This window comes from Pseudomonas sp. Bc-h, from assembly GCF_002080045.1.
In the GTDB taxonomy this organism is placed as follows: domain Bacteria; phylum Pseudomonadota; class Gammaproteobacteria; order Pseudomonadales; family Pseudomonadaceae; genus Aquipseudomonas.
Genome location: NZ_MUIN01000012.1, coordinates 74,439 through 99,605, shown reverse-complemented (window position 1 = coordinate 99,605; position 25,167 = coordinate 74,439). Strand labels below are relative to the sequence as shown.

The 25,167-nt window shown below is 61.6% G+C and carries 18 protein-coding genes; 10 read left to right on the top strand and 8 right to left on the bottom strand.

All coding sequences use genetic code 11. The features are described from left to right. Positions 1-52: 52 nt before the first annotated feature. Positions 53-1,984 (top strand): PAS domain-containing sensor histidine kinase, encoded by a 1,932-nt coding sequence (locus BWR59_RS23540; RefSeq protein WP_081568046.1) that lies wholly within the window; start codon positions 53-55, stop codon positions 1,982-1,984. 38 nt (positions 1,985-2,022) lie between these two features. Here BWR59_RS23540 and BWR59_RS23535 read toward each other — a convergent pair whose 3' ends face one another. The 4 genes from BWR59_RS23535 to BWR59_RS23520 form a co-directional block, all read right to left on the bottom strand. Further along, positions 2,023-4,410, bottom strand: coding sequence for a tetratricopeptide repeat protein (locus BWR59_RS23535; protein ID WP_081568045.1), 2,388 nt, complete (start codon positions 4,408-4,410; stop codon positions 2,023-2,025). A gap of 262 nt (positions 4,411-4,672) precedes the next feature. Next, a complete protein-coding gene (locus BWR59_RS23530) occupies positions 4,673-5,353 on the bottom strand; it encodes a DUF3313 domain-containing protein (protein ID WP_081568044.1) in 681 nt (226 codons plus the stop codon). A gap of 40 nt (positions 5,354-5,393) precedes the next feature. Beyond that, positions 5,394-6,299, bottom strand: coding sequence for a transporter (locus tag BWR59_RS23525; protein ID WP_081568396.1), 906 nt, complete (start codon positions 6,297-6,299; stop codon positions 5,394-5,396). 533 nt (positions 6,300-6,832) lie between these two features. Then, positions 6,833-7,408, bottom strand: coding sequence for a LuxR C-terminal-related transcriptional regulator (locus tag BWR59_RS23520; RefSeq protein ID WP_081568395.1), 576 nt, complete (start codon positions 7,406-7,408; stop codon positions 6,833-6,835). Between the two features lie 165 nt (positions 7,409-7,573). On the opposite strand from BWR59_RS23520, the gene BWR59_RS23515 reads away from it, so the two are divergent. The 6 genes from BWR59_RS23515 (at position 7,574) to BWR59_RS23490 (ending at position 17,828) form a co-directional block, all read left to right on the top strand. Beyond that, positions 7,574-8,752, top strand: a complete 1,179-nt coding sequence (locus BWR59_RS23515; protein ID WP_081568043.1) for an acetyl-CoA acetyltransferase — start codon at positions 7,574-7,576, stop codon at positions 8,750-8,752. Positions 8,753-8,754: 2 nt separating this feature from the next. Further along, a complete protein-coding gene (locus BWR59_RS23510; protein WP_081568042.1) occupies positions 8,755-10,296 on the top strand; it encodes an AMP-binding protein in 1,542 nt (513 codons plus the stop codon). A 59-nt stretch (positions 10,297-10,355) separates the two neighbouring features. Continuing rightward, complete coding sequence (locus tag BWR59_RS23505; RefSeq protein WP_081568041.1) at positions 10,356-11,723, top strand: MFS transporter; 1,368 nt, start codon at positions 10,356-10,358, stop codon at positions 11,721-11,723. A 250-nt stretch (positions 11,724-11,973) separates the two neighbouring features. Next, a complete protein-coding gene (locus BWR59_RS23500) occupies positions 11,974-15,174 on the top strand; it encodes an efflux RND transporter permease subunit (protein ID WP_081568040.1) in 3,201 nt (1,066 codons plus the stop codon). 1 nt (position 15,175) lies between these two features. Beyond that, positions 15,176-16,381 carry an efflux RND transporter periplasmic adaptor subunit gene (locus tag BWR59_RS23495; protein WP_143490922.1) on the top strand — a complete coding sequence of 402 codons (1,206 nt, stop codon included), beginning with the start codon at positions 15,176-15,178 and terminating at the stop codon, positions 16,379-16,381. Next, positions 16,374-17,828, top strand: a complete 1,455-nt coding sequence (locus BWR59_RS23490; RefSeq protein ID WP_081568038.1) for an efflux transporter outer membrane subunit — start codon at positions 16,374-16,376, stop codon at positions 17,826-17,828. Before BWR59_RS23495 ends, BWR59_RS23490 begins: the two co-directional genes overlap by 8 nt. A gap of 301 nt (positions 17,829-18,129) precedes the next feature. Here BWR59_RS23490 and BWR59_RS23485 read toward each other — a convergent pair whose 3' ends face one another. Then, complete coding sequence (locus tag BWR59_RS23485) at positions 18,130-19,011, bottom strand: NAD(P)H-binding protein (protein ID WP_081568037.1); 882 nt, start codon at positions 19,009-19,011, stop codon at positions 18,130-18,132. Positions 19,012-19,133: 122 nt separating this feature from the next. Between BWR59_RS23485 and BWR59_RS23480 the strand changes: the two genes are divergently transcribed. After that, positions 19,134-19,730 carry a TetR/AcrR family transcriptional regulator gene (locus BWR59_RS23480; RefSeq protein WP_081568036.1) on the top strand — a complete coding sequence of 199 codons (597 nt, stop codon included), beginning with the start codon at positions 19,134-19,136 and terminating at the stop codon, positions 19,728-19,730. Here the strand turns inward: BWR59_RS23480 and BWR59_RS23475 are convergent. The 3 genes from BWR59_RS23475 to BWR59_RS23465 form a co-directional block, all read right to left on the bottom strand. Then, positions 19,720-21,285: a PAS domain-containing methyl-accepting chemotaxis protein gene (locus tag BWR59_RS23475; RefSeq protein WP_081568035.1), complete on the bottom strand. Its 1,566-nt coding sequence runs from the start codon at positions 21,283-21,285 to the stop codon at positions 19,720-19,722. The genes BWR59_RS23480 and BWR59_RS23475 overlap by 11 nt on opposite strands. 111 nt (positions 21,286-21,396) lie before the next feature. After that, on the bottom strand, positions 21,397-21,633 hold the full coding sequence (locus BWR59_RS23470; RefSeq protein ID WP_081568034.1) for a hypothetical protein: 237 nt from the start codon (positions 21,631-21,633) through the stop codon (positions 21,397-21,399). 265 nt (positions 21,634-21,898) lie between these two features. Then, a complete protein-coding gene (locus tag BWR59_RS23465) occupies positions 21,899-22,675 on the bottom strand; it encodes a FadR/GntR family transcriptional regulator (protein ID WP_081568033.1) in 777 nt (258 codons plus the stop codon). Positions 22,676-22,851: 176 nt separating this feature from the next. Here BWR59_RS23465 and BWR59_RS23460 point away from each other — a divergent pair, with 176 nt between their 5' ends. Together BWR59_RS23460 and denD are read left to right on the top strand one after the other, a co-directional pair. Then, on the top strand, positions 22,852-24,162 hold the full coding sequence (locus BWR59_RS23460) for an MFS transporter (RefSeq protein WP_081568032.1): 1,311 nt from the start codon (positions 22,852-22,854) through the stop codon (positions 24,160-24,162). 16 nt (positions 24,163-24,178) lie between these two features. Further along, the gene (gene denD, locus BWR59_RS23455) at positions 24,179-25,156 is read left to right on the top strand and encodes a D-erythronate dehydrogenase (RefSeq protein WP_081568031.1); all 978 of its coding nucleotides are present in this window, start codon (positions 24,179-24,181) and stop codon (positions 25,154-25,156) included. The last annotated feature ends 11 nt before the right edge of the window (positions 25,157-25,167 follow it).

The following is a 25,167-nucleotide window of genomic DNA, read 5'->3' as shown; positions in this document are numbered from 1 at the left end:
CTCATGACTTCTCCATAATGTCCCAACGCCATACTCATTGCCTGAGGCAATCATGCAACAGCCTGCGCCGTCGTCCGCATTGCTTTCCCAGGAAGACCGCTACCGTTTGCTGGTCGACGCGGTTTTCGACTATGCGATCTACATGATCGACATCAATGGCATCGTGCGCAGCTGGAACTCCGGCGCGCGGCGTATCAAGCAATACGAAGAGGCCGACATCATCGGTCGCTCGTTTTCGCTGTTCTACACCGAAGAAGATCGTCTGGCGGGAATGCCGGCAAGAGCCCTTGAAATCGCCGCGACCTCCGGGCGTTTCGAAGGAGAAGGCTGGCGAGTGCGAAAGGACGGCACGCGGCTGTGGGCCTCGGTGGTGATCGATCCCATTCATGCCGGCGACGGCACGTTGATCGGTTTTGCCAAGGTCACCCGCGACCTCACCGAGCGCCAGCAGGCTCAGGAAGCGCTGCTCAACAGCGAACGGCAGTTCAGTCTGTTGGTGCAGGGCGTCACCGATTACGCGCTGTACATGCTCGACGCCAAGGGCGTGATCACCACCTGGAACGCTGGCGCCCAGCGGATCAAGGGTTACGAGCCAAGCGAAGTCATCGGCCGGCATTTTTCGCTGTTCTTCGAGCCACCGGACGCCGAGGCGGGCTTGCCACAGCGGTCGCTGGAGATCGCCGAGCGCGAAGGGCGGTTCGAAGGGCAGGGCTGGCGCATACGCAAGGACGGTTCGCGGTTTCTGGTGCACGTGGTGATCGACCCGATCCGCGACGACGCTGGTGCCCTTATCGGCTTTGCCAAGATCACCCGGGACATCACCGACAGCGCTCAGGCGCAGACTGCGCTGAAGGAAGCGCGGGAGGCGCTGTACCAATCGCAGAAAATGGAATCCATCGGCCAGCTCACTGGCGGTATCGCTCACGACTTCAACAATCTGCTGACGGTGATCCTCGGCAGTCTGGGCATCGTCAAGAAGCGTCTGGGAGACGATCCGAAGACCCTTTCGCTGGTGGAGAACGCCATCGCCGCAGCGCAGCGCGGCTCGTCGTTGACCCAGCGCATGCTGGCGTTCGCCCGACGTCAGGAACTGGACCCCAAACCGGTGGATGTCGGCACGTTGATTCGCGGCATGTCGGAGCTACTGGGCAGCTCGCTCGGTTCCAATATCGCGGTTGAAACGCGCTTTCCGTTGATGATGCGCCCGGTGTTCGTCGACGCCGGTCAGCTGGAAATGGCCCTGATGAACCTGATGATCAATGCCCGGGACGCGATGCCCGAGGGCGGCAGCATCATCGTCTCTGCCAAGGAAGCGCTGTTTTCGCTGACCGCCGATTCAGCGGCGGAGGAACACTTCATCTGCATCTCGGTGGCCGACACCGGCGCGGGAATGGATGAAGCCACGTTGCAGCGGGCGATGGAGCCGTTTTTCACCACCAAAGGGCTGGGGAAGGGGACGGGACTGGGATTGTCGATGATCCACGGGCTGGCGGAGCAGTCTGGCGGCAAGCTGCTCTTGAAGAGTGTCTATGGCTGCGGAACGATCGCCGAGCTGTGGTTGCCGATTTCGGCGGTCATTCCCGAGCAGAGCCCTGAGCGCACGCTTGATGCGGCTGATCCTGCGCTGTTTCGCCCGCTCAAAGTGCTGTTCGTTGACGACGATCCACTGGTGCTGTTGAGTACCCGCGCAATGATCGAAGACCTTGGGCATCAGGTCATGGCAGCCTGCGACGGCGTGGATGCCCTGGCACTGGTGCTGCGTCATGACGATTTCGATCTGGTGATCACCGACCACGTCATGCCCAACATGACCGGGCCTGAATTGGCACAGCAGATCGCCGTGCTGTTTCCCGGGCTGCCGATCATCATTTCCTCAGGCTTTACCGACACCCCGTCGATCAACATGACGGGCTTGCTGCGCCTGCCCAAACCTTTCAATCAAGCCGACCTGGCCCGGGTCATCGAGCAGGTCCGACCTGCCTGATCCATGGATGCCGGGTCCATCGCTACCCGGCGTCCGGCTCACTGTCGTGGTATCCCGGTGGGCTGCAGAATCGGATCCCCGGGGTTGATCGCCTTGAGGCCTTCGATGACGGCCTTCATCTGCGGCACTTCGCCGTCGTCGCGCAATTGCGCCACCAGCGCCATGCGCACGTCGCGGTTTTCCGGGTGGCGTTCAAGCGCTGATTCCAGCAATGCCCGGGCGCCCTTGAGGTCGCCTCTGTCTTGCAGACTCAAGGCCAACACATAGGCGAACCGCGCATTGTCCGGCTCCAGTCGGTTGGCTTCTCGCAGGGCCTTGAGCGCAGCCTCGGGCTGATTCCTGCGCACCAACGCCAGCCCTTGAGTGAATTGCAGCAGCGCGATCTCCGGTTGCCGTTTGAGCCTGTCGGACAGCAGCTGCGAGGCTTCCTGGCCACGTTGATTGGCATCCAGCCATTGCACCAGCGTGATGAACGCCGGCAGGAAGTCGGCGTCGCGCTCGATGGCCGTGCGCAGGTAGTGTTCGACCTGGGCGGTATTGCCATTGGCCTGGTACAGCATCGCCAGATTGAGGTTGGCCTCGGCACGCTCCTGCAGGCTCAGTTGCACCGCTTCGTATTCGCCGATGGCCTTGTCGAAGGCGGCCTGATAACGGCCCAGTTGTTGAGCGCTGCCCAACAAGGCGCGGGCGGCGGCAATGCGCACGGCAAGGATCGGGTCCTGCAGCAGCGGGGCGAGCACCTCAGGGCGTTGCTCCGGCGCAAGCTGCGCGGAAACGACGTTGACCGCCGCCTCGCGAACCTGCGGCGCAGGGTCATGCAGCGCTTTGCTGCTGGTGTCCAGCGCCTGCTGGCTGGGGTAGTTCGGCAGCTCCGCAACCAGCGTGGCGCGACGGATCGAGGCCAGCCGCGTCGATTCCAGCTGGCTGAACAACGCCGCTGCGGCACCGGGTTGAGCGCCGCGAATTTGCCACAGGCTGCGGGCGTATTCATGGGTCGCATTCTGCGGCTCGCCGTACCAGGTCTTGTACTGATCGATGACCTCGTTCGCAGGCAATTTGACGTGACAGGTCAGACAGGCGTCCGACATGCCGATGCTGCTCGCCAGCTCCGGGTTGGGGATGCTGAAACTGTGGTCGTGGCGCAGGTCGTTGACCATGAACAGCTTGCCCGGCATGTGGCAGTCGACGCACTGTGAGCCCGCTTGCCCGGGTTGGTGATGGTGGTGTTCGGGAGAGTCGTAATTTTTGGCTTGCAGCCCGGCACCATCGACCCCCGGCACCGAGGTTTTGCCCGCCGGGTTGTGGCATTGCAGGCATACGCCATTGCCCTCGGCCTTCAGTTCGGTGCTGTGGGGATTGTGGCAATTGCTGCAGCGCACGCCTTTGGCGAACATCTTGCTCTGCACGAACGAGCCGTGTTCGAACACCTCGCCTTTGATCTTGCCATCCAGCTCATACAGTTCGCGGGTCAGGGCTGCGGGCAGATAGGCGTCCATCAGCGGCTTGCCAGGCTTCTGATCGTCGCCCAGTGGCGCACGCCGGGCGTGGCAGCGGGCGCAGGTGTCGACCTGAGTGAGGTTGTCGCCCTTGCTCAGGTTGATCTCGAAACCGGCGTTGAGCAGGTCGGCGGATTTGTCGCTTTTCGCGGCCCAGGCCACGTGGTTGGACGCGGGTCCGTGGCACGCCTGACAGCCCACGCCGAGGCTGTTCCATTGGCTATTGAAGGTGTTGTTGTCGGCGTTGAAATTGCGCTTGAAACCCGTGGTGTGGCATTCGACGCACATGAAGTTGGCGTTCTGCCCCGGCTTGCTCCAGTGCAGCGGGTCCTTGAAGTCGACGCCCTGGCCCGGGTAGATGTGAAACCACTGCTTTTTTTCGGTATCCCACGCCACGCCCAGGGCCTGAAGGTGACCGCCACCGGTTTCCAGCAGGTACTGCTGCAGCGGCGCAACGCCAAAGGTGTAGGCCACTTTGAAATCCGCGGCCTTGCCTTCGCCGTCGACGGTATTGACCCAGAACTCTTGGCCCTTGCGAAAGAACCGCGTGGTTTCCTTCTCGCCTTTGAAGGTGGTGGTATTGAAGTCGCCGAGTACCGACTGGTCGCTGGCAGTCTCCATTGCCAGTTGATGGTGGGAACCTTGCCAGTCCTTGACCTGCGCGGTGTGGCAGCCGGCGCACTGTTGCTCGTCGACGAACGTCGCTGGCGGGAGCTGGGGTTTGGGCGGCGCAGTTGGTTGCGCAGGTTTTGTCGCCGCAACGGGCGGCTTGACGGCCACCGGCGCGGGAGTTTTCTGGGTGAAGTACCAGAGCCCGCCGGCGACCAACAGCAGCACCACGATGAGAACAGGATAGAGTCGGTTGAGCAGGCCGCCGGGTTTGGCGGATGGCGTTGCAGGCTGCGGTGATGGCGTGTTCTTTTTCGGCATGCCGACCTTCATTCCCTTGAGCAGTTTTATTCGACAGCGACCGGTTGCTCGGGCTTGTCAGCGGTGGTGCAAGGAGACGTTATCGTTATAGGCGTTTCACGGTGACGACAAAGGTAGATCAGCCCGTCGATCCTCGCCAGAAAAATGGGACCTCAGAACAGCTCTTGAATCGCGATGAACCTCCGTCTTTCATCTTCGTGCTTCCTGACACTGCACGTAGCGAAGGCACGCCTGGGGCGACGTGCCAATCCCGGTTCAGGTGCTATTTCTTGGCCTTGAGTTTTTCGTAGCTCAGGCGCATATCGGTGGCCCAGCCGTCGAGCACGGGTTTGACGTCTTCGAGCGTCAGTTGGGTCTTGTCGTTTTCCAGCGACTTGCCGGCGCCTTTGCGCACCACCTGTGCCAACACCTTGTTGCTGTCGGCATCGAGGAAGGCCGCCTCGGTGGCAATTTCGACGTTCTGGTCACGCCCGCCCGCCGCTGTGTTCACGGCGGCCGCGACCAGCGCGATAGGGATCACTTCATAAGGCTTCAGGCCTTCGGTACTGGTGGACACGGCGGTGATCGCCGGGCGCACGACAATGGTGTTGGGGCCCGGCCCCTGGGCCAGTGTCAGGTCCTTGCCCAGCTCACGCTTGAGGGCCGTGTCGAAGTAGCGGGTGATCGATTGCAGGATCTGCGCCGAGATCACTCCGGTCGGTTGCGGTTTGGGGTAGAACTGGCTCGGCTCGATGTAGACCTGCGTGTATTGGCTGAGGTTGATGTCCGGATCGATCCAGCGCATCACCTTCGCACCGGATTCGCTTTCAGCGGGCTTGAGCCGGCTGTAATCGCGCAAAAAGCCTGAGTATTCACTGGGATCGACCTGAGAGCTGGCGCAACCGCCAAGTCCCAGTCCCAGAACGGCACAGCACAATAACGTTTTGAGTACCGGTATTTTCATCGTGTGACTCCCTTCGGTTGTTGATGCGCGTTGGGTGGATCTACCAGAAATACTGCAAGCGGAACGTCCAGGTGTTGACGTCTGGGGAGCCGGTGCGCTCCGAGACCGTATCGGTGTAGGCCACCAGCCCGCCGAACTGCGGTGTCAGCATGAAACCCATGGTGGCGCCCAGCAGCACGTTTTCCTGTTTGTTGTCCTGATTGGCGCCGTCGATTCTGGTCTCGCCGCCGGTGTTGTAGATGGCATCGACGCCGACCCACAGCGCCCGGTTGATGGTGTAGCTGTAATGGCTTTCCAAGGTGTAGATGGGTTTTTGTTCGAGCTTTCTGTTGCCCTGGTAGTCGTCGTTGTCGCCGTAAAACGCTACGTAAGTGTTGAGTTCCAGCCACGTCGGGCCTATGGGGGTGCCGAAGGCGATCTCCGGTTTGTACACCCAGCGGTTGGCACCGATGTTGATGATGCGGTCCTTGTCGTAGTCGCCGGTCGGGGTGACCACGGTCATGGCACCGCTGAGAAAGGTTTCAGGTTTCCAGTTCGCGAATTGTTCGGCCGTCAGCGCAGGGCCGCCGAAGAAATTGTGGGCGAAGATCAGTTGGGTGTCGCCCATGCCGCCGTTTTTCTTGGTGCCGGAAAAGAACTGGCCGTTGTCGAAAGACGCTTCCACATCGGCGTAGGGCTGAATGATCTGCACCGCCGTATTGCGGCCATCCAGGGCGAAAGAACGTGCGTAGCGGGCGAGATAGACGTTGGCGTTGAGCGACAGGCCGTCGATGGGCAGTGAGGTGTCGATGGGGGTGTTGGTGTCCACCAGGTTGTAATAACCGAACGCCAGGTTGAGGTCGATCGGCGTGTTCTGCCAGTCCCTGGCGTTGTCCGCGTACACCGCGACCGGCGAGACGGCCAATGTGAAAGCCGTGACGTAACGCTTGCAGCAACGTTTACCCATGAACATGCTCCCTTTCAATTGCTGTCTTCTTCTTGCCGTCTTTTGCGGGCGATTCGGTCGTGAGCTGCCAGCGCCAGGCTCAGGGCTTGCGCTGGAGCCCACTGAGTTTCAGTTTTTGTAGAACAGGTCTTGGTCGAGCATGAAGATGGAAATGGCTGAGGATCTCCGGCACATGCTGCAATGCTGGGGGCAAACTTTGGCGGTGACCGGACTGGCAGAACAGCGAAGCTCACAGCTGGTTTCATGACATTCCCTTACTTGCGAAAGAAACATGCAGTGCTGCGATTAGCGTGAGGCGAAAAGCGCCTTATCGGTCATGAAGGCAGTGGCAAGGATATTGGTCGGGCAAGGCGCGGCGGCGCTGTTCAAACCAGGCCGTCAGCCGCACTCGCATACGCCATCTGAAACATCGTTCGTAGTCGTCGCCGTTCGAAAAGTGGCTCAAGCAAAGCTAGCAGTTAATCTTCTAACCGCCAGTTGCTGAACCGATAACCTGCATAAAAACAGGCAACTTGCGCGTGAGCAGTTTGATATTACTCGCGCAGGACGATGATCCTCGAAACCAGCTCGGCGCTGTTTCTGGCCTGCAGTTTCTTCATCAATCTGGCCCGGTGCACTTCAACCGTGCGATGAGAAATGCCCAGTTTGCGCGCCACCTCCTTGCAGGTCAGGCCGTTGACCACATGCGCGGAAATTTCTCGCTCTCGGGGGGTGAGGTTGACGGTGGGGCGGAAGGCCCGGTCCATGCGCTCGAAGTGCCAGACCATCAACTGGAACGGCTCATTTGGCGTGAGTGTGTAGCCGTTGGCCCGGGCCCAGAACACTTCGCCACTGTGGTGCTGCATGAAGCGCTCATCGGAGTACGCGCCGTTTTGCGCATGGCGCAGCCAGCTGAGGCTGCGTTCGCCTATGGCCTGATAATCCGCCTGGGAGGGGTACAACTTCAGGATCAGCTGCTCGGCCAGATCTTCACGCCGGTAGCCGAAGAGGCTCAGGAACGCCTGGTTGAAATCCAGCATGCGGCGATTGGCGGTGATCACCTGTGGCGCGGGTGAGACCTGGAACGCCAGTCGCTCAAGGTCTTGCAGATGATGTTGGTCTTCAGTCATCAAGCCATCCTGCATGTGTTCTTGTCATGGGCGCAGCGGGGCTGGCAAGCGCAGTATCGGACCATCCGACTACTCATCCCTATACGTAGTTGTACGAACTGGCGAGTGCGCTTTGTCGTGGGCCATTGTAGGCAACGCCTGTTCATTGCGAAGGAGAAAACAACAATGGTCAATGACTCCGTCTCTATCGTCGCCGCCGGGCACAGCCGGTTCGGGCGACTGGACAACATGAATCTCGAAGACCTGATCGTGCAGGTCAGCCGCGAGGCCCTGGCTGATGCCGCCATCGACGCCTCGGAAATCGACGCGATTTTCCTCGGGCATTTCAATTCTGGGATGGTACCCGACGGCTTTCCCGCTTCGCTGGTGCTGCAAGCCGACCCGGCGCTGCGCTTCAAGCCTGCCACACGTTGCGAAAACGCCTGCGCCTCCGGTTCGGCGGCGGTTCAGGCGGGGGTCAACGCAATCCTCTCGGGGGCAGCAGAACTGGTGCTGGTGGTCGGCGCCGAGAAAATGACCTCCAACTCCACCGCCCAGGTGACCCGGGCGCTGGCCGGTGCCGGGTATCAGAACGACGTCGAAGAAGCGGGACTGAGTTTCCCGCAGCTGTTTGGCGTGGCCGCAGGGCAATACGCCGCTCGCCACCAAAGCCCGTTGTCAGCCATGGCCGCGATTGCGGCCAAGAATCACGGCAATGCCATGCACAATCCGCTGGCCCATATGCACAAGCAAATGTCGTTCGAGCACTGCAACACCGTGTCCGCCAGCAATCCGTTGATCGCCGCGCCCTTGCGCCTGAGCGATTGCTCGTTGATCACTGACGGCGCTGCGGCGATTGTCCTGGCCTCAGCCCGACGCGCCCGGCAGTTCCGCCGCGAGGTGCTGATTCGGGGTACCAGCCAGGTGAACGATGTGCTGCCCATTGCCCAGCGTGACATTCTGGCGTTCGAGGGGCCGCAGCGAGCGATCCAGACCGCCTTGCGCAAGGCTGACGTGACGCTGTCCGACCTCGACTTTGCCGAAGTGCATGACTGTTTCACCATTGCTGAATTGCTGATCTACGAGGCCATGGGCCTGGCGCCACGGGGTGAAGGGCATCGGGCTCTTGATGACGGCATCGTTCAGGCGGGCGGTCGGCTGCCGGTGAACCTGTCCGGGGGGCTCAAGGCCAAGGGGCATCCGGTGGGCGCCACGGGGGTGTCGATGCATGCGCTGGCGTTCCGGCAGTTGACCGGCGATGCCATCGGCCTGGCCGTGCCTGACGCCGAGTTCGGGCTGCTGTTCAACATGGGCGGGATGGCCGTGGCCAACTACGCCACCGTGCTGCAAGCGCGGAGGGCCTGAATGTGAATATCGCCAACTGGTTGAACGAGGCGGGCCGTCGCTGGCCGCAGCGCCCGGCCCTGTTCGAGGGTGCGCGGCAGATCGCTGACTACGCCGAGTTCGCTCGACGCGCCAGGGTTCGCGCCGAGCAACTGACGTTGCAGCATGGCGTGGAGCCGGGGGACCGGGTCGCGCTGTTCATGAAGAACTGCTGCGAGTATCTGGAGCTGTTTTACGCGATCTGGTGGGCCGGCGCCGTGGCCGTGCCGATCAACTGCAAGCTGCATAACCGCGAAGCCGCCTGGATTGTCGAGAATGCCCAGGCGCGCCTGATGTTTACCGATGACGGCCAGGTGTTCGCGCAGGGCGAACTGCCGGGCGAGTGTCGTGAACTGGCAGCGCGATGTGCTGTTTCGCAAGCGAAGGGGCTGCTGCCACAACTGGCGGTACCGGTGTCGCGCCGAGCCGATGACCTGGCGTGGCTGTTTTACACCTCCGGCACCACCGGGCGATCCAAGGGCGTGATGCTGAGCCACGGCAACCTGATGGCGATGTCGCTGTGTTATCCGCTGGACGTCGATCAGGTCGATGCCACAGATACTGCACTCTACGCAGCGCCGATGTCCCACGGCGCGGGGCTGTACAACTTCATCCATGTGCGCTGCGGTGCCCGACACGTGGTTCCCGACTCCCGTGGATTCAAGGCGGACGAGGTGTTCGGACTGGCTCGCGATCTCAAGCAGGTGTCGATGTTTGCCGCGCCGACCATGGTCAAGCGCATGGTCGAGCAAGCGCGTCGCCAGGGGTATGACGGGGAGGGCATCAAGAGCATTGTCTATGGCGGTGCACCGATGTACGTCGCCGATTTGCGCGAGGCGGTCGAGGTTTTCGGCCCGCGTTTGATCCAGATTTACGGCCAGGGCGAAAGCCCGATGACCGTGAGTGCGCTGGGCCGCGCGGCCATTGCCGACCAGCACCATCCGCAATGGGAACGCTTGGCTGCCTCCGTGGGCATGGCCCAATCCTGCGTGGAAATCAAAGTGGTGGATGCTCAGCGCCAGCCAGTGAGTACGGGGACGCCGGGGGAGATCGCCGTCCGGGGCGCCACCGTGATGCACGGCTACTGGCGCAATGAGGCGGCGACCCGGGAAACGCTCGTTGACGGCTGGTTGTTCACCGGCGACATCGGCTATCTGGACGCAGACGGCTGCCTGACCCTGACCGACCGCTCCAGGGACGTGATCATCTCCGGCGGCAGCAACGTGTACCCCCGGGAAGTGGAGGAGGTACTGGCGACTCACCCGGACGTGTTCGAAGTCTGCGTGGTGGGCGAGGCCGATGCGCAGTGGGGCGAGTCGGTGGTGGCGTTCGTCGTTGCGCGGGATGAGCGCAGCGTTGACGCGCACGCGCTCACCAGCTGGTTCGTGTCGCGCATGGCCTCCTTCAAGAAACCCAAGAAGTACGTGTTCTGCACCGAGCTGCCGAAAAACAGCTACGGCAAGGTGCTCAAGACCGAATTGCGCACCCGGCTGCAGCAGGATCGACCCGCCGTCGCGGCGACCTGACGGTATCGCCGCACCCCAGTGTTTTTCCTTGAATAAAAACAAAAGACAGGAATACGACAATGGCTACTCAACACAAGAATCCGGCGCGTCAGCGTCGTCGTGCGTTCGTTGGCGCAATCTCCGGCCACCTGATCGAATGGTACGACTACGGCGTCTATGGCTTTCTCGCGGTGTACATCGGTCAGGCGTTCTTTGTTTCCGATAACCCCACCACCAGCCTGCTCAGCAGCTTCGCGGCGTTCGCCCTGAGTTTCTTCATCCGGCCGCTCGGCGGTCTGTTTTTCGGCCCGTTGGCCGACAAGATCGGCCGACGCAAAACCCTGATCACGGTGCTGGTCATGATGGCCGGGTCGACCTGCCTGCTGGGGTTCTTGCCGACTTACGCCTCGATCGGAATCGCCGCACCGGTGCTGCTGATCCTGATCCGTTGTGTGCAGGGTTTTTCCGCTGGGGGCGAGATCGGCACCATCACCAGTTTCATCTCCGAATACGCGGGGCCCGGTCGACGCGGGTTCTCCACCTGCTGGCTGATGGTCACCGCCGTGCTTGGCCTGCTGCTCGGCGGCGCAGTCGCCAACGGCATGACCTGGGCGCTGGGGGCCGATGTGATGCAGTCGTGGGGCTGGCGCATCCCGTTTCTGATCGCCGGGCCCATGGGGCTGATTTCGATGTACATCCGCCTGAAGCTGGAAGACAGCCCGGAGTTCTTGGCCTTGCAGAAGGCCGGCGAAACCTCCAAGGCGCCGCTGCGTGAAGTCTGGCAATGGAAGCGCGCCATTGCGCTGGTGTTCTTCATCATCACCTTGCACAGCTCGATCTTTTATCTGGTGCTGACTTTCGCCTCCACCTACATGTCACGCATCCTCAAGTTCGACAGCGGCACCACGTTGTTCTATGTGTTCATCGCAAGCCTGGCGGCCGCCTTCGTCATGCCACTGGGCGGGGCATTCACCGACCGCTACGGGCGCAAACCCTTTCTGATGGTAGTGGGTGCGCTGGCAACGCTGGCGATGTACTGGTTCTTCAAGTCGGCGCCGACGGCCACCCCGGCAACGTTCATCTACCCGCTGATGGCCGTGGCAATCCTGTTCGGGCTTTACGCCTCGTCGACCTACGCCACCATGAGCGAACTGCTGCCGACGCGCATCCGTTCCACCGGTATTGCCGTGGCCTACAACATTCCGGTCGCGGTGTTCGGCGGGAGCGCGCCGCTGATTTCGACCTGGCTGATTCAGCAGACTGGAGACATCAGTTCACCCTGGTATTTCTACATCGGCACCGGGGTGGTGTCGCTGATCGCGTTGACGGTATTGCGCAAGGAGGATTTCGTCGCCTGTACGAGTGCGATGCCGAAGGCCACGCTGACGCCGCTCAATCGGGATATCCCGGAGCAGGCCGAGGTGGCGCGCGCCACGGCTAACGGCTAGTCCAGAGCCTTTGCCATACATCGATGCCGTCACCCCAGGGTGGCGGCATTTTTCGTTGTGGAAAGGATCCAGTTCAACCCTCTGAAAAATTAACTGGCATATGCCTGTGTTTCTGAATATCGTGGCATATGCCACCTTTTTCGGATGGGCGTCGTCGACCCTGTCGACCTGGATGTCGGTGAAGCCTGAGCCAATGGCTTGAATGCGCAGCACCGATTTTTGCTGGTTAACGCTTGTCTGGATACTTCCCATGCTAGGCCTTGTACGCGTTGCGTTGAGACGACCGTATACGTTCGTCGTGCTCGCTATTCTGATTCTGATCATCGGGCCGCTTGCGGCCCTGCGCACCCCCACGGACATCTTTCCGGAGATCCGCATTCCGGTCATCGCGGTGATCTGGCAATACACCGGTCTTTCTCCGGACCAGATGGCCGGACGCGTGACCTCGCCTTTCGAGCGGGTGCTTACCACCACGGTCAACGATATCCGCCACATCGAGGCCCAATCGTTGAACGGCTTCGGCATCGTCAAGGTGTTCTTTCAGCCGGGCGTCAACATCAGCAGCGCCAATGCTCAGCTGACGTCGGTCTCCCAGGCGATCCTGCGCAATCTGCCGCCGGGCACGGTGCCGCCGTTGATCCTCAATTACAGCGCCTCGACGGTGCCCATCGTCCAACTGGCGTTGTCGGGCAAGAACCTGAGCGAACAGAAACTGGGCGACATTGGCCTCAACACCGTGCGCCTGATGCTCACCACCGTTCCCGGCGCTGCATTGCCGTACCCGTTCGGCGGCAAGACGCGGCAAGTGCAGATCGATCTCGATACTGCGCAGATGCAGGCCCGTGGCCTGTCGGCGCAGGATGTCGCGAACGCGCTCGCCACCCAGAACCAGATCACGCCCGTGGGTACCGAGAAGATCGGCAGCTATGAATACATGCTGGCGCTTAACAACTCGCCGGTGGCGTTCAAGGACCTCGAAGACCTGCCGATCAAGACCGCCAACGGCACCACGGTGCTGATTCGCGATGTCGGCACGGTCAAGGATGGCAGCCCGCCGCAGAGCAACATCGTGCATGTGAACGGCAACCGCTCGGTGCTGATTCCGGTGCTCAAGACCGGCTCCGCCTCGACCCTGGGAGTGATCGCCGGGATCAAGGACAAGCTCGCCGACTCCAAGGCGCAGCTGCCTGACAACCTGAACATCGACCTGATCGGCGACCAGTCGCTGTTCGTCCGTGCGGCGATCACCGGCGTGGCGCGGGAAGGCGTGATTGCGGCGGCCCTGACCAGCCTGATGATCCTGCTGTTCCTCGGCAGTTGGCGTTCGACGGTGATCATCGCAGTGTCGATCCCGTTGGCGATCCTGTCGTCGATTGCAGCGCTTTCGGCGCTCGGCGAGACCCTGAATATCATGACGTTGGGAGGGTTGGCGCTGGCCGTCGGCATCCTTGTCGACGATGCCACGGTGACCATCGAGAACATCAACTGGCACCTGGAGCAGGGCAAGCCTGTCGAAACCGCGATCCTGGACGGCGCGGCACAGATCGTCACGCCAGCGTTCGTTGCGCTGCTGTGCATCTGCATCGTGTTCGTGCCGATGTTTTTCCTTGAAGGTGTTGCGCGCTTTCTGTTCGTGCCGATGGCTGAAGCGGTGATCTTCGCCATGATCGCTTCGTTCATCCTGTCGCGGACACTGGTGCCGACCATGGCCAACTTCCTCCTCAAGGCGCATACGGCCGAGGGAGAAGGCGTGCACAAGACGATCAGTCGTAATCCGCTGGTGCGTTTCCAGCGCGGCTTCGAAGCCCGCTTCGAGCGTATACGCGGCGGCTACCACGGCCTGCTGGCGGCTGCCCTGGAGCGCCGCAAGACCGTGATGATCAGCATTTTCGCCTTTGTCATCGCCTCGTTTGCGCTGGTGCCGTTTCTGGGCCGCAACTTCTTCCCGGCCGTCGATTCCGGGCAGATCCTGATGCACGTCCGCGCGCCGGTAGGCATGCGGGTCGAAAGCACGGCGCGATTGATCTTCGACGTGGAAAACGCCGTTCGCCGGGTCATCGAGCCGTCGGAACTCAAGGCCGTAGTGGATAACATCGGCCTGTCGATCAGCGGCATCAACACCGCGTATAACAACACCGGCACGGTGGGCTCCCAGGACAGCGACATCCAGATTAGCCTCAACGAAGAGCACACACCCACCGCCGACTACCTCCGTCAATTGCGCGAGCAGTTGCCCAGAGCGTTTCCCGACGCAGTGTTCTCGTTCCCGCCTGCGGACATCGTCGGACAGATCCTCAACTTCGGCTCTTCGGCGCCTGTCGATGTGCAGATCGCCGGCAACAACCTGGCTGCCAACTTCGCGTTCGCCAACACGCTGCTGCGGGAAATTCGCCGCGTCCCCGGTGTCGCCGATGCGCGTATTCAGCAGTCGCAGCAACTGCCGACCTTCAAGATCGATGTCGACCGCACCCGCGCGCAACTGGTGGGGATCAGCGAGCGCGACATCACCAACAGCCTGGTGGTCAACCTTGCCGGTTCCAGCCAGGTGGCGCCGACGTTCTGGCTCAACACGGCCAACGGGGTCTCCTACCCGATCGTGTTGCAGACGCCGCAGTACAGCCTGGACACGCTGGCGCAGCTGCACAATCTGCCGCTGACCTCCGCCGGATCGCCAGGCACGGGGCAGATTCTGGGTGGTCTGGCGACCGTAGAGCGGTCCCACAGCAATTCGGTGGTGACGCAATCCGATATCCAGCCGGTGGTCGAGATCCTGACGTCTATTCAAGGCAGGGATCTGGGCGGGGTCGCGGCGGACATTCAGAAGATTCTCGCGGCCCACGCCAGTGATGTGCCCAAAGGCTCGAAGGTCGCGCTGCAAGGTCAGGCCACCACCATGAACAGTGCCTTCAGCGGCATGCTGTTCGGTCTGCTGGGAGCGGTGGTCCTGATCTATCTGCTGATCGTCGTCAACTTCCAGTCCTGGAGCGACCCGTTCGTGATCATCACCGCGTTGCCGGCCGCATTGGCCGGGATCGTCTGGATGTTGTTCGTGACCCACACGCCGCTGTCGGTCCCGGCGTTGACCGGCGCGATCATGTGTATGGGGGTGGCGACGGCCAACGCCATCCTTGTGGTGAGCTTCTGCCGCGAACGGCTGGCCGAACACGGCAACCCACTGCAAGCCGCTCTGGAAGCCGGTTTCACCCGATTCCGACCGGTGTTGATGACCGCGATCTCGATGATCATCGGCATGGCGCCGATGGCGTTGAGCCTTGGCGAGGGCGGCGAGCAGAACGCGCCGCTGGGGCGTGCCGTGATCGGCGGCCTGGGTTTCGCCACGGTCGCCACGCTGTTCCTGGTGCCGATCATTTTCAGCCTTGTCCACGCACGCGACGGCCGCTCACGCGAACGCCTTGCGCCTGCGCAGACCAATGTCACTCAAGGGTTTTGACATGCTTACCGACACCCCTCTGAACCATGTTCAAACGCGCCGCAGTCCTTGGCGGGGCCGAATCGCCTTACTCGTGGCGTTGATCGCCGTGGTCGCCATTGTCGCGCTCGGAATAGGCGCCCGCGCCAGTGAATCCAGAGACCTGAAGACCTGGACCGACGCGCAGGCGCTGCCCAGTGTGATCGTGGTCAGCCCGGTGGCGCCGACCCAGGGCTCGGCGTTGATTCTGCCGGGTCGTCTGGAAGCCTGGTCGCGGGCAGCGATTTTCGCTCGCGTCGGCGGTTACCTGAAGTCCTGGGAGGCTGATATCGGTGCGAAGGTCAAAGCCGGGCAACTGCTGGCCGAAATCGATACGCCTGAACTGGACCAGCAACTGTTGCAGGCCCGCGCCGACCTGGCGAGTGCCAGAGCCAACGCGTCGTTGGCGCAGACTAGCGCCAAACGCTGGCAGGCGATGCTGGCGTCGGATTCGGTGTCGAAACAGGAGGTCGACGAGCGCAACGGCGACCTCGCCGCCAAGCAGGCGCAGGTCATGGCCGCCCAGGCCAACGTTGAGCGGCTGACCGCCACCAAGGGTTTTCAGCGCCTGACCGCACCTTTCGACGGGGTGGTGACGGCGCGCAGCACCGATGTCGGTGCGCTGATTAACGCAGGCAACAGCAGCGGCGGCCAGGAGTTGTTCGCGGTTTCGGATGTCAGCCGTCTGCGGGTGTACGTGCAAGTGCCGCAGTCTTACGCGCCGCAGATCAAGGTGGGCACCCATGCCCGACTCAGCGTCCCCGAATACCCGCAGGAGGCGTTCAAGGCGACCGTCATTGCCTCGGCCGATTCGGTGAACGCCGCCTCCGGCAGCACACTGGTGCAGCTGCAAGTAGACAACCCGGCCGGGCGCTTGCTGCCCGGTGCCTACACCAGCGTGCGTTTCGATTTACCGGTGCAGGTCAATGCCGTCCGTTTGCCGGCCAGTGCCTTGCAATTCGATGACCACGGCATGCGCGTGGCAACCCTGGACCAGAACGACCATGTGCTGTTCAAGACGGTGACCATTGCCCGCGATTTCGGTGACACCGTGGAAATCGGCTCCGGGGTCGCGGCCACCGACCGCGTCATCGACACGCCTCCCGATGGTCTGAGCGACAACGACGCGGTGCAGATATCGGCGCCTGCGCAAGACAAAGCCATTGCCGAGGCCAAGCCCCATGGTTAAGCACAGTGCCTTATTGATTGCCATGCTGGGGCTGGCAGCCTGCTCGCTGGCGCCGCAGTACAAGGTTCCCGAAACACCCGTTCCGGCGCAGTTCAAGACGCAGCCTGGCGGGCAGGCGCCGTGGAGCGTGGCGACCCCCGGCGATCAGATCAGCCGCGAAGGCTGGTGGCGTGTTTATAACGACGCGCAACTGGACGCTCTGCAACAGCAATTGCTGTCGAGCAACCCGAGCCTGAGCGCTGCGCTGGCGCATTACGCCCAGGCGCAGGCGTTCGTGGCCCAGGTCAATTCGGCGCTGTTACCGACGGTAAAGAGCATCGGCAACGCGCAACGCATCCGCCAGTCCGACACCCGGCCGCTGCGCTCGACGACCACCGATAACGTCTACAACTCGGGCACCCTCGGGCTGCAAGTCGATTACGAAGTGGACCTGTGGGGCAGGGTGCGGGACTCGGTCGCTGCGGGCACGGATGAGGCCCAAGCCTCGCTGGCGGACCTGGCGTCAGTGCGCCTGAGCCTGCAGGCGCAACTGGCAGACAGCTACGTTCGGCTGCGCGGGCTGGACCAGCAAACCCGTTTGCTCGAACAGACCAGCGATGCCTTCAGCAAGGCGGTCGACCTGACCCAAGGCTTGCACGACGGCGGCATTGTCTCTGGACTGGACGTTGCCCGGGCGAGTTCGCAGTTGTCATCGGCCAGATCGCAGCTCAAACAGAACAAGGTGCAGCGTGCGTTGCTGGAGCACAGCATCGCTGCACTGATCGGGGCGTCGGCCTCGCAATTCAGCATCACAGCGTCGACCGAGGCGCTGCCTTTGCCGGCTGTGCCGACAGGCGTGCCGTCGACGTTGTTGCAGCGCCGACCTGACATCGCCGCCGCCGAGCGCCGCATCGCGGCTGCCAATGCGCGCATCGGCGTCGCGCGCAGTGCGTATTTCCCTACTTTGACGCTTAGCGCCCAAGGCGGTTATCAGAGCGACGAATTCGCCAATCTGCTGAGCGCGCCGAACCTGTTCTGGGCCATCGGACCTGCGCTGGTGACCACGATCTTCGATGGCGGGTTGCGCAAGGCCCAAGTGGACGCGGCCAGAGCAGCGACCGATGAGGCCGGCGGCAAATACCGCGCTCAGGTGCTGGCCGCGTTCGAACAGGTCGAAGACAACCTGTCGATCATCGACGGCCTCGGTTCCGCGCTTGACGACCAGCGGGCAGCGGCGCAATCGGCGCAATACAGCGAAAACCTGTCGCTGGCCCGTTATAAGCAAGGTGCAATAGGTTATCTGGATGTGGTCGTCGCCCAGACAGCCTCACTGCAGGCACAGCGCAGCGTGCTTGAACTGCAAACCCAGCAGTTGGCGGCAAGTGTCGGGTTGGTCAAGGCGCTGGGTGGAGGATGGAATTCGACGCAGCTCAAAGAAGTCGACAAGCCGATTGCGGCGGTTCGTTGAGATCGGAGGGGCAGGTGGCTTCAGCCGTCTAACTTCGCCCGCAGCTCAAGACTCTGTTCATCACCGGCTATGCCGAAAATGCCGTCCTCAATGACGGCCAGTTACAGCCTGGGATGCAGGTGCTGACCAAACCATTCGCGGTCGACACCCTTGAGGGCCGCGTGCGCGAATTGTTGGCGCGGTAGGTTGTGAGTGCGTTGGGTTGTGAGGCTGAAGAACAGGCTCGTGTTTCACCTGCAAAAAAGCCCGGCGAATCCTCGATTCGGCCGGGCTTTCGATTTCACAATGTTCACTGCCGGTTTCAGGCCTGAAACAACCCCTTGTGCAGCGTGACGAACGCCTGAACGGTCATCGGCGCCTGCCCGGTGATCTCACGGATAACGCCGTCCTCACCTTCGAATACGCCGTGCTGATAGTCCTGAGCGACTTCCACCAGATGCTGGCGAAGGAAGGCAGGCAAACCCGCTTCGGCCATTTCTCTGTCGTATTGTTCAAGGCTGATAGGCACGTAGGTGATCGTGCGCCCAAGGACTTCACCCACGGCATCGGCGACGCCTTGCTGGCTCAGCTCGACAGGGCCGTTGAGGTTATAGGTCTTGCCGGCGTGGGCTTGAGGATTCTCCAGAATCGCGGCGATCAAGCGCGCCTGATCCTCGGCCGCAATCGGTGCGTGACGGCCGTCGCCGAAGGGCAGGCGAATTTCACCACGTTCGACGATGTGCTGACGCCAGTGCGGGTAGATCAGCCATTGCGAAAAGTACGTCGGACGCAAGTGCGTCATCGCCAGGCCTGACCAGTCGAATACCCGCTCCGCGGTGTAGTGATCCAGCGCCGCGTTGCTTTTTGCGACCCGGCGTGCCGAGATCTGCGACATGTTGACCACCGATTTCACACCTGCCTCTTGTGCGGCGAGAGCGAAACGCGCCGTCGCGTCGATCAGGCCGGGGGCAATGGGGTAAACGAAGTAGGCGGTTTCGATGCCTTCAAGCGCTGCGCGAAGATCATTCAGACTGAGCAGGTCGCCGATCACCACTTCGGCACCGAGCTTGCGCAATTCTTCGGCGCGTTGGTCGTCGGTGCGCACCAGCGCGCGAACGGGGATGTCTTTCTCAAGCAGGATTTCAACCGTTTTGCGGCCAGTGAAACCTGTTGCGCCGCTGACAAGAATGGTGGCTTTAGACATGGGACAGACCTCTGGGAAACAAACCGCTTGCGCGGTGGGCTGGGTTGTATGAACCTTGTAATCCTAATTAGATGGTGGTCGCAATCTAAAGTCAACAGGGCGTCTGATGAAAGGTGAGTTCAATGCGTAGAAACAAAACGGAGACCGCGGCTACGCGGGTGAAGATCATTGCTGCCGCGAGGGCCGAGTTCAGTCGAAACGGTATCGACGGCAGTGGTCTCACCGCGTTGATGGCGGCGGCAGGGCTGAGCCAGGGCGGCTTTTACAAGCATTTTGAGTCGAAGGCGCAGTTGGTTGCCGAGACGACAACCGCAGCCGTCGATGATCAGATAACGCAACTGCAAGAGAAGGCGGCACAGGCCGGTCCGGGCGGCGCATTCAAGTCGTCGGTGAAGGGTTATCTGTGCGAAGAACATCGCGATGGTGAAACGGGATGCCCCTACGCAGCGTTGGGCAGCGAGTTGGCCAGAGGCGACCAACACGTGAAAACCAGTGCCGTCGCCGGGTTCGAGCGGATGATCGAGTTGCTGTCCGGGCAGATAGAAGACGTGGCGCAGGTATCAACACGGGATCAGGCATTGCTGGCCATGTGCGCGATGATGGGAGCACTGACCGTGTCACGCTTGGCGAAGGGCGAGCCGCTGTCCCAAGAGGTGCTCACCGTAGTGACTCGGCAATTGCTGGAACGCAATGCAGATGCAGCCAGCGCTAACGATTGAAGCGCTCCGCCAGGCTGTGAAGATACTGCGCCATTTGCTCGAGCTCGCGGCTGATGGTCGAGCCTTGCTGCGCCTGCCCGGCGCTTTGATCGCACAACTGGGCAATGCGGTTGATCTGCTGATTGATGCTTTCCGCGACGTGGGTCTGTTGCTCTGACGCCGAGGCCATTTGCTGACTCATGCCGGTGATCCGCGTGACGGCCTGGCTGATCCCGCTGAGTGCCTGCTGTACCGCCTCGACACTGGCCACGCTTTCCTGGGACATGGCTTGACCGCGTGTCGCTGTTGCGACCGCACGGCTCGCGCCTTCGCGCAGTTCGCTGATGATGCCCTGGATCTGCTCGGTGGAGGTCTGGGTCCGCGAGGCCAATGACCGCACCTCGTCGGCGACCACCGCAAAGCCGCGGCCTTGTTCGCCTGCGCGGGCCGCTTCGATGGCGGCGTTGAGGGCCAGCAGGTTGGTCTGCTGGGCGATGGAGTTGATCACGTCGACCACGCTGCCGATCGATTGGGTTGCGCCCGCAAGCTCGCCCACCGCCTGGCCGATCTCACTGACCGAATTGGCCATGTGCCGGATCGCCAGCAGGCTGTCGTCGGCCAGCCCTCGGCCTTGCTGCGCAAGGGTGTCGGCTTCGAGGGCGGCGTGGGCGGTGTTCTGCACGTTATGGGTGACCTCCTGAATCGTCGCCGCCATCTGGGTGATCGCTGTCGCCGATTGATCGGTTTCGCTGCGCTGCTGATCGAGCGCTTCGGCCTGCAGCAATGAAAGGCTGGCGGACTGACCGGCCCGCTGTTTCACGCTTTCGCCGGCATCCACCAGCCGCGTCAACGCGGTTTGCAGGCGCGCTTCCTCGCTGAGCATGGCCAGGTCGAGCCGCGCTTGGGGCCCTCGATTGTCGCTGTAGGTCAGCGCGATCAATGGGTCGGTAAAGGCTTTGGGATGATCGTCGAGGATCTTTTTCAGGGTCCGGTTCTGACGCACTTCGAGGAACGCGCTCAATGCGACCAAGGTGATCAGCATCACGGCCAACGACGCATGGTCCGCAAGAAGATAGTTGCAGGCACCGAGCACCATTGCGGCAATGATCAACGGCAACTGGCGCTGGACGAGGTAGCGCAAAGTGCTGAGCTTCGATACGGCCGGCTGACCGGCACGCAACCGAGCATATAACGCCTCGGCGCGGCGAACCTGGTCGCGTGTGGGGAGCGAACGGACGGACTCATATCCGGCGATCCTGCCGTTTTCGTACACCGCCGTGACGTAGGCGCTGACCCAGTAGAAGTCGCCGTCTTTGCTGCGGTTCTTGACCACGCCCATCCACGGCTTGCCCTGCTTGATGGTCTCCCACATGTGCGCGAACACCGACGGCGGCATGTCCGGATGACGAACCAGGTTGTGGGGTTGGCCGATCAATTCTTCGCGGGTGAAACCGCTGAGGGCGACGAACGCGTCGTTGCAATAGGTGATGTGACTGCTTAGGTCGGTGGTCGAAATCAGGCGCTCGTCGGCGGCGAAGGTACGTTCCTGCTGTGTGACCGGCATATTCAAACGCATAAGACTCTCTCATCCCTGAAAAGCTGAACACAGTGCATGCCAACAGGTTTAGCACAACATCGTTGTTCGGCAGGGCGCACGGGTGCGGCAACGTGCGCCCAATCACGAATGTCAGTTGCCGTCGGCGACTTTGCGTTCGATTTCCGCAGTCTTGCGATTCAACTCCTCGACTTCCTGCTCCTTGGTGCGATTGGACGAGGGCGTGATGATTTCATCCACGGCACGGGTGTCGTCGTCCGGGTCGTTGAGATCCCGTTCGACCACATTGACCGGTTGGCCAGATGCATCGACCGGCGGGGCATTGGGTGGAGTGGTGGAGGGGCGGGTGGTGCGATCGTCATTGCTCATTTCAATATCCTCGGATGGCCTGAACGTTGGAGGTCGCGCTTTGGCGTGAGTTCGAGGTATTTGCCGGACGGGTCATGCATCGGCTGCGAGGGGATGCGGCAAATCGCAGGCAGAAAAAAGCCCGCTGGGGAGAACGGGCTTAAAGAGGATCAAAAGGAGTAGGTGCAGATTGCAGGGGCCGGCGTGAAGATTTTGTGAAAACCGATTTGTAACTAATTCCTATTTATAAATTAACGACGAACGGTATAGAGGCCATTTGCCGCTTTCAGGAATTTCTCGCCCCAGGGTTCTGCCAGAACGCGGGATCGGCGTTTTTAAGGCGCTCCACAGCGTTGTTGATGTGGGTAAGAGCGGCATGCCGGGCTGCGTCGGAGTTGCTGGCGACAATGGCTTCGAAAATGGCGAAATGCTCGATGCGCACGGTCTTGGCCATGTCTCGACGGCGTTCTTCGTTGGAGCGGGTGATGCGGATCGCTTCCTTGACGAATTGCGCGATGAACTCGTGCAGCGACGGGTACAGCGGGTTGCCGGTGGCGTGGGAGATCGACAAGTGAAAGTCCAGATCCTCCTGTACGCCGTCGCGCCCTTCGTGTTCAGCAAGGTCGATGGCCTTGAGCGCGTGTTCGATAGTTTCCAGTTGCTGCGGGGTGTGTCGCTGAGCGGCGAGGGCCGCGGCTTCACCTTCAATGCCACGACGCAGTTCGGTCACGCGCAGCACCGCGTCGATGGAGCCGCAGACATCGAAGTCGATGGTGAACGCTTTGATATGCGCGCCTTCGCAGACCACGGTGCCGCTGCCTTGACGAACCTCTACCAGTCCTGCGGATTTGAGCCGGGAAATCGCCTCGCGAATGACAGTGCGGCTCACGCCATAGCGCTCGGACAACACCGGCTCTGTGGGCAAACGCGACCCGGGCAAGGCTTCGCCATTGGCGATGTGGGCTTTCAGGGCCGCTGTGACCTGATCAGCCAGCGTGCCTTTTGAGGCGTCTTTCAAACTGGCGCTGGCGCCGGGCAGCGAAGGATGGTCGGAGGAGGGCATAGCAATCTCAGGCTTCAAATCAGCGAACGTTACTGCATTTTACCGGCAACGTCCCGCGTCAAACGCTTGTTGAATTCGTATGACGTATTATGTAACTTGTTTTTTCGCACACCGCTGCACTGCTCCGTTCTACCCACATAAACAGCCCACTACAAAAACAAAGGGATGGGAAACAGATGAGTGAATCACTGACTCAAGACGGCATCAGTACGTCTGTCGATGCTTCAGAGGACGCGGCTTATCGCAAGGCCGCCTGGCGGATCCTCCCGCTGTTGTTGTTGTGTTATCTGCTGGCGTACCTGGACCGGGTCAACGTCGGCTTCGCCAAGCTGCAAATGTCCGATGACCTGCATTTCTCCGAAGCGGTGTACGGCCTCGGTGCCGGGATCTTCTTCATCGCGTACTTCCTCGTCGAAATCCCCAGCAACCTGATCCTGCACAGGGTCGGAGCGCGGTTGTGGATCGCCCGCATCATGATCAGTTGGGGCGTGATTTCCTCGTGCATGGCCTTCGTCACCACGCCGATGTCGTTCTACATCATGCGTTTTTTGCTCGGCCTGGCTGAAGCGGGCTTCTATCCGGGCGTCATCCTGTATCTGTCGTACTGGTTCCCCACCCACCGCCGCGGAAAGATGTTCGCGATGTTCGCCACTGCGGTGCCGTTGTCGGGCCTGATCGGCGCGCCGCTGTCCGGCTGGCTGATGACCGCGTTCAATGGTGCTCATGGTTATGCGGGCTGGCAGTGGTTGTTCTTTGTCGAAGGCTTGCCGTCAATTGCCGTGGGCATTCTGGTGATCTTCTGCCTCAGCGATCGTATTTCCCACGCCGGCTGGCTGACCCAGGATCAGAAGACCCTGCTGCAATCGCGCATCGACGCCGAAACCAAGGGGCATGTCGCCCACAGCGTGCGTGAAGTGTTCCTGCAACCGCGCATGTGGCTGCTGACGGGCATCTACTTTTGCCTGATCGCCGGTTTTTACACCGTCGGTTTCTGGCTGCCGACCCTGGTGCGCCAGGCCGGTGTCACCGATGTGCTGCAAATCGGTCTGCTGACCGCGATTCCTTATGGCGCCGCGGTAGCCACCATGGTGCTGGTGTCGCGCAACGCGGACCGGCTGCGTGAACGTCGCTGGCACTTGGCGCTGACCGCTGTCGTTGGCGGCATCGGTCTGATCATCTCGGCCACCTGGAGCGACAACTTCACCGTCTCGATGATCGGCCTGACCCTCGGTGCCATGGGCGCGTTGAGCACGCTGCCGCTGTTCTGGCCGCTGCCGACGGCATTCCTCGGTGGCACCGCAGCGGCGGCGGGCATCGCCCTGATCAACTCCTGCGGCAACCTCGCCGGGTTCGTTTCGCCGTACCTGATGGGCTTTCTCAAGGACGCGACGCACAGCACCACCATCGGCATGTACGTCATGGCCAGCGCGCTGTTTCTCGGCGCGGCGCTGGTTTTCCTCATTCCCGCAAAACTCGTTAACCGCTGAGCATTAGGAGCAATCCATGAATATTCTCGTGACCGGTGCGGCCGGCTTTCTCGGCCGTCGCCTGATCGAAGCACTCCTGCAGCGCGGCTCGTTGACCGATCGTCAGGGCGCAAGACAGGCCATCACCCGGATCGTGGCGTTCGATGTGGTACCGCTCAGCGGCATCGACGACGCGCGGGTGCAGGTCGTGTGTGGCGACATCGCCGATGCGCAGGTCCTGGAAGGCCTCGTCACCGCCGACACCGACAGTGTTTTCCACCTTGCGGCTGTGGTGTCCAGCCAGGCCGAACAGGATTTCGATCTGGGCATGCGCATCAATTTCAGCGCCACGCACCACCTGCTGGAGCGCATACGCAGGCTGGGGACCTGCCCGAAATGGGTGATGACCAGCTCGGTGGCGGTGTTCGGCGGGCAACTGCCCGATCAAGTGGAGGACGATCAAGTGTGGGCGCCGCAGAGCTCCTATGGCACGCAGAAGGCGATGAACGATCTGCTGCTCGCCGATTACAGCCGTCGCGGTTTTGTCGATGGCCGCAGTCTGCGCATGCCGACCATCGTGGTGCGCCCCGGCAAACCGAACATGGCCGCGTCAAGCTTCGCCAGCGGCATCATTCGTGAGCCGCTCAATGGCCAAGACAGCGTTTTGCCGGTGCCGCTGGAAACACGCCTGTGGTTGATGTCGCCGGCGCAGGCGATCAACAACCTGATTCACGGTCACGAATTGCCGGGCGAACAACTGACTCAAGGCCGAGTGATCAACATGCCAGGCCTGTCGATCAGCGCCGGGCAGATGATCGATGCACTGCGCCGTACGGCAGGCGATGCAGTGGCGAACAGGGTGCGCCTGGAGCGCAATCCGGCGATCGAGAAAATCGTCGGCTCATGGCCGGGTTCGTTCACGGCCGGTTACGCGAAGCGCCTGGGATTTACCGCCGACCACGACTTCGCCGACGTGATCGGCCAGTTCATCGCCGAGTACCCGCCGCAACCGTAATGATGACGTAG

Bases quoted from the DNA above. Each gene is read 5' to 3' on its own strand.
- denD (WP_081568031.1), top strand. From the start codon at position 24,179: ATGAATATTCTCGTGACCGGTGCGGCCGGCTTTCTCGGCCGTCGCCTG.
- BWR59_RS23490 (WP_081568038.1), top strand. From the start codon at position 16,374: ATGGTTAAGCACAGTGCCTTATTGATTGCCATGCTGGGGCTGGCAGCC.
- BWR59_RS23460 (WP_081568032.1), top strand. From the start codon at position 22,852: ATGAGTGAATCACTGACTCAAGACGGCATCAGTACGTCTGTCGATGCT.
- BWR59_RS23515 (WP_081568043.1), top strand. From the start codon at position 7,574: ATGGTCAATGACTCCGTCTCTATCGTCGCCGCCGGGCACAGCCGGTTC.
- BWR59_RS23535 (WP_081568045.1), bottom strand. From the start codon at position 4,410: ATGCCGAAAAAGAACACGCCATCACCGCAGCCTGCAACGCCATCCGCC.
- BWR59_RS23470 (WP_081568034.1), bottom strand. From the start codon at position 21,633: ATGAGCAATGACGATCGCACCACCCGCCCCTCCACCACTCCACCCAAT.
- BWR59_RS23530 (WP_081568044.1), bottom strand. From the start codon at position 5,353: ATGAAAATACCGGTACTCAAAACGTTATTGTGCTGTGCCGTTCTGGGA.
- BWR59_RS23525 (WP_081568396.1), bottom strand. From the start codon at position 6,299: ATGGGTAAACGTTGCTGCAAGCGTTACGTCACGGCTTTCACATTGGCC.
- BWR59_RS23475 (WP_081568035.1), bottom strand. From the start codon at position 21,285: ATGCGTTTGAATATGCCGGTCACACAGCAGGAACGTACCTTCGCCGCC.
- BWR59_RS23495 (WP_143490922.1), top strand. From the start codon at position 15,176: ATGCTTACCGACACCCCTCTGAACCATGTTCAAACGCGCCGCAGTCCT.
- BWR59_RS23480 (WP_081568036.1), top strand. From the start codon at position 19,134: ATGCGTAGAAACAAAACGGAGACCGCGGCTACGCGGGTGAAGATCATT.
- BWR59_RS23485 (WP_081568037.1), bottom strand. From the start codon at position 19,011: ATGTCTAAAGCCACCATTCTTGTCAGCGGCGCAACAGGTTTCACTGGC.
- BWR59_RS23540 (WP_081568046.1), top strand. From the start codon at position 53: ATGCAACAGCCTGCGCCGTCGTCCGCATTGCTTTCCCAGGAAGACCGC.
- BWR59_RS23500 (WP_081568040.1), top strand. From the start codon at position 11,974: ATGCTAGGCCTTGTACGCGTTGCGTTGAGACGACCGTATACGTTCGTC.
- BWR59_RS23505 (WP_081568041.1), top strand. From the start codon at position 10,356: ATGGCTACTCAACACAAGAATCCGGCGCGTCAGCGTCGTCGTGCGTTC.
- BWR59_RS23465 (WP_081568033.1), bottom strand. From the start codon at position 22,675: ATGCCCTCCTCCGACCATCCTTCGCTGCCCGGCGCCAGCGCCAGTTTG.
- BWR59_RS23520 (WP_081568395.1), bottom strand. From the start codon at position 7,408: ATGACTGAAGACCAACATCATCTGCAAGACCTTGAGCGACTGGCGTTC.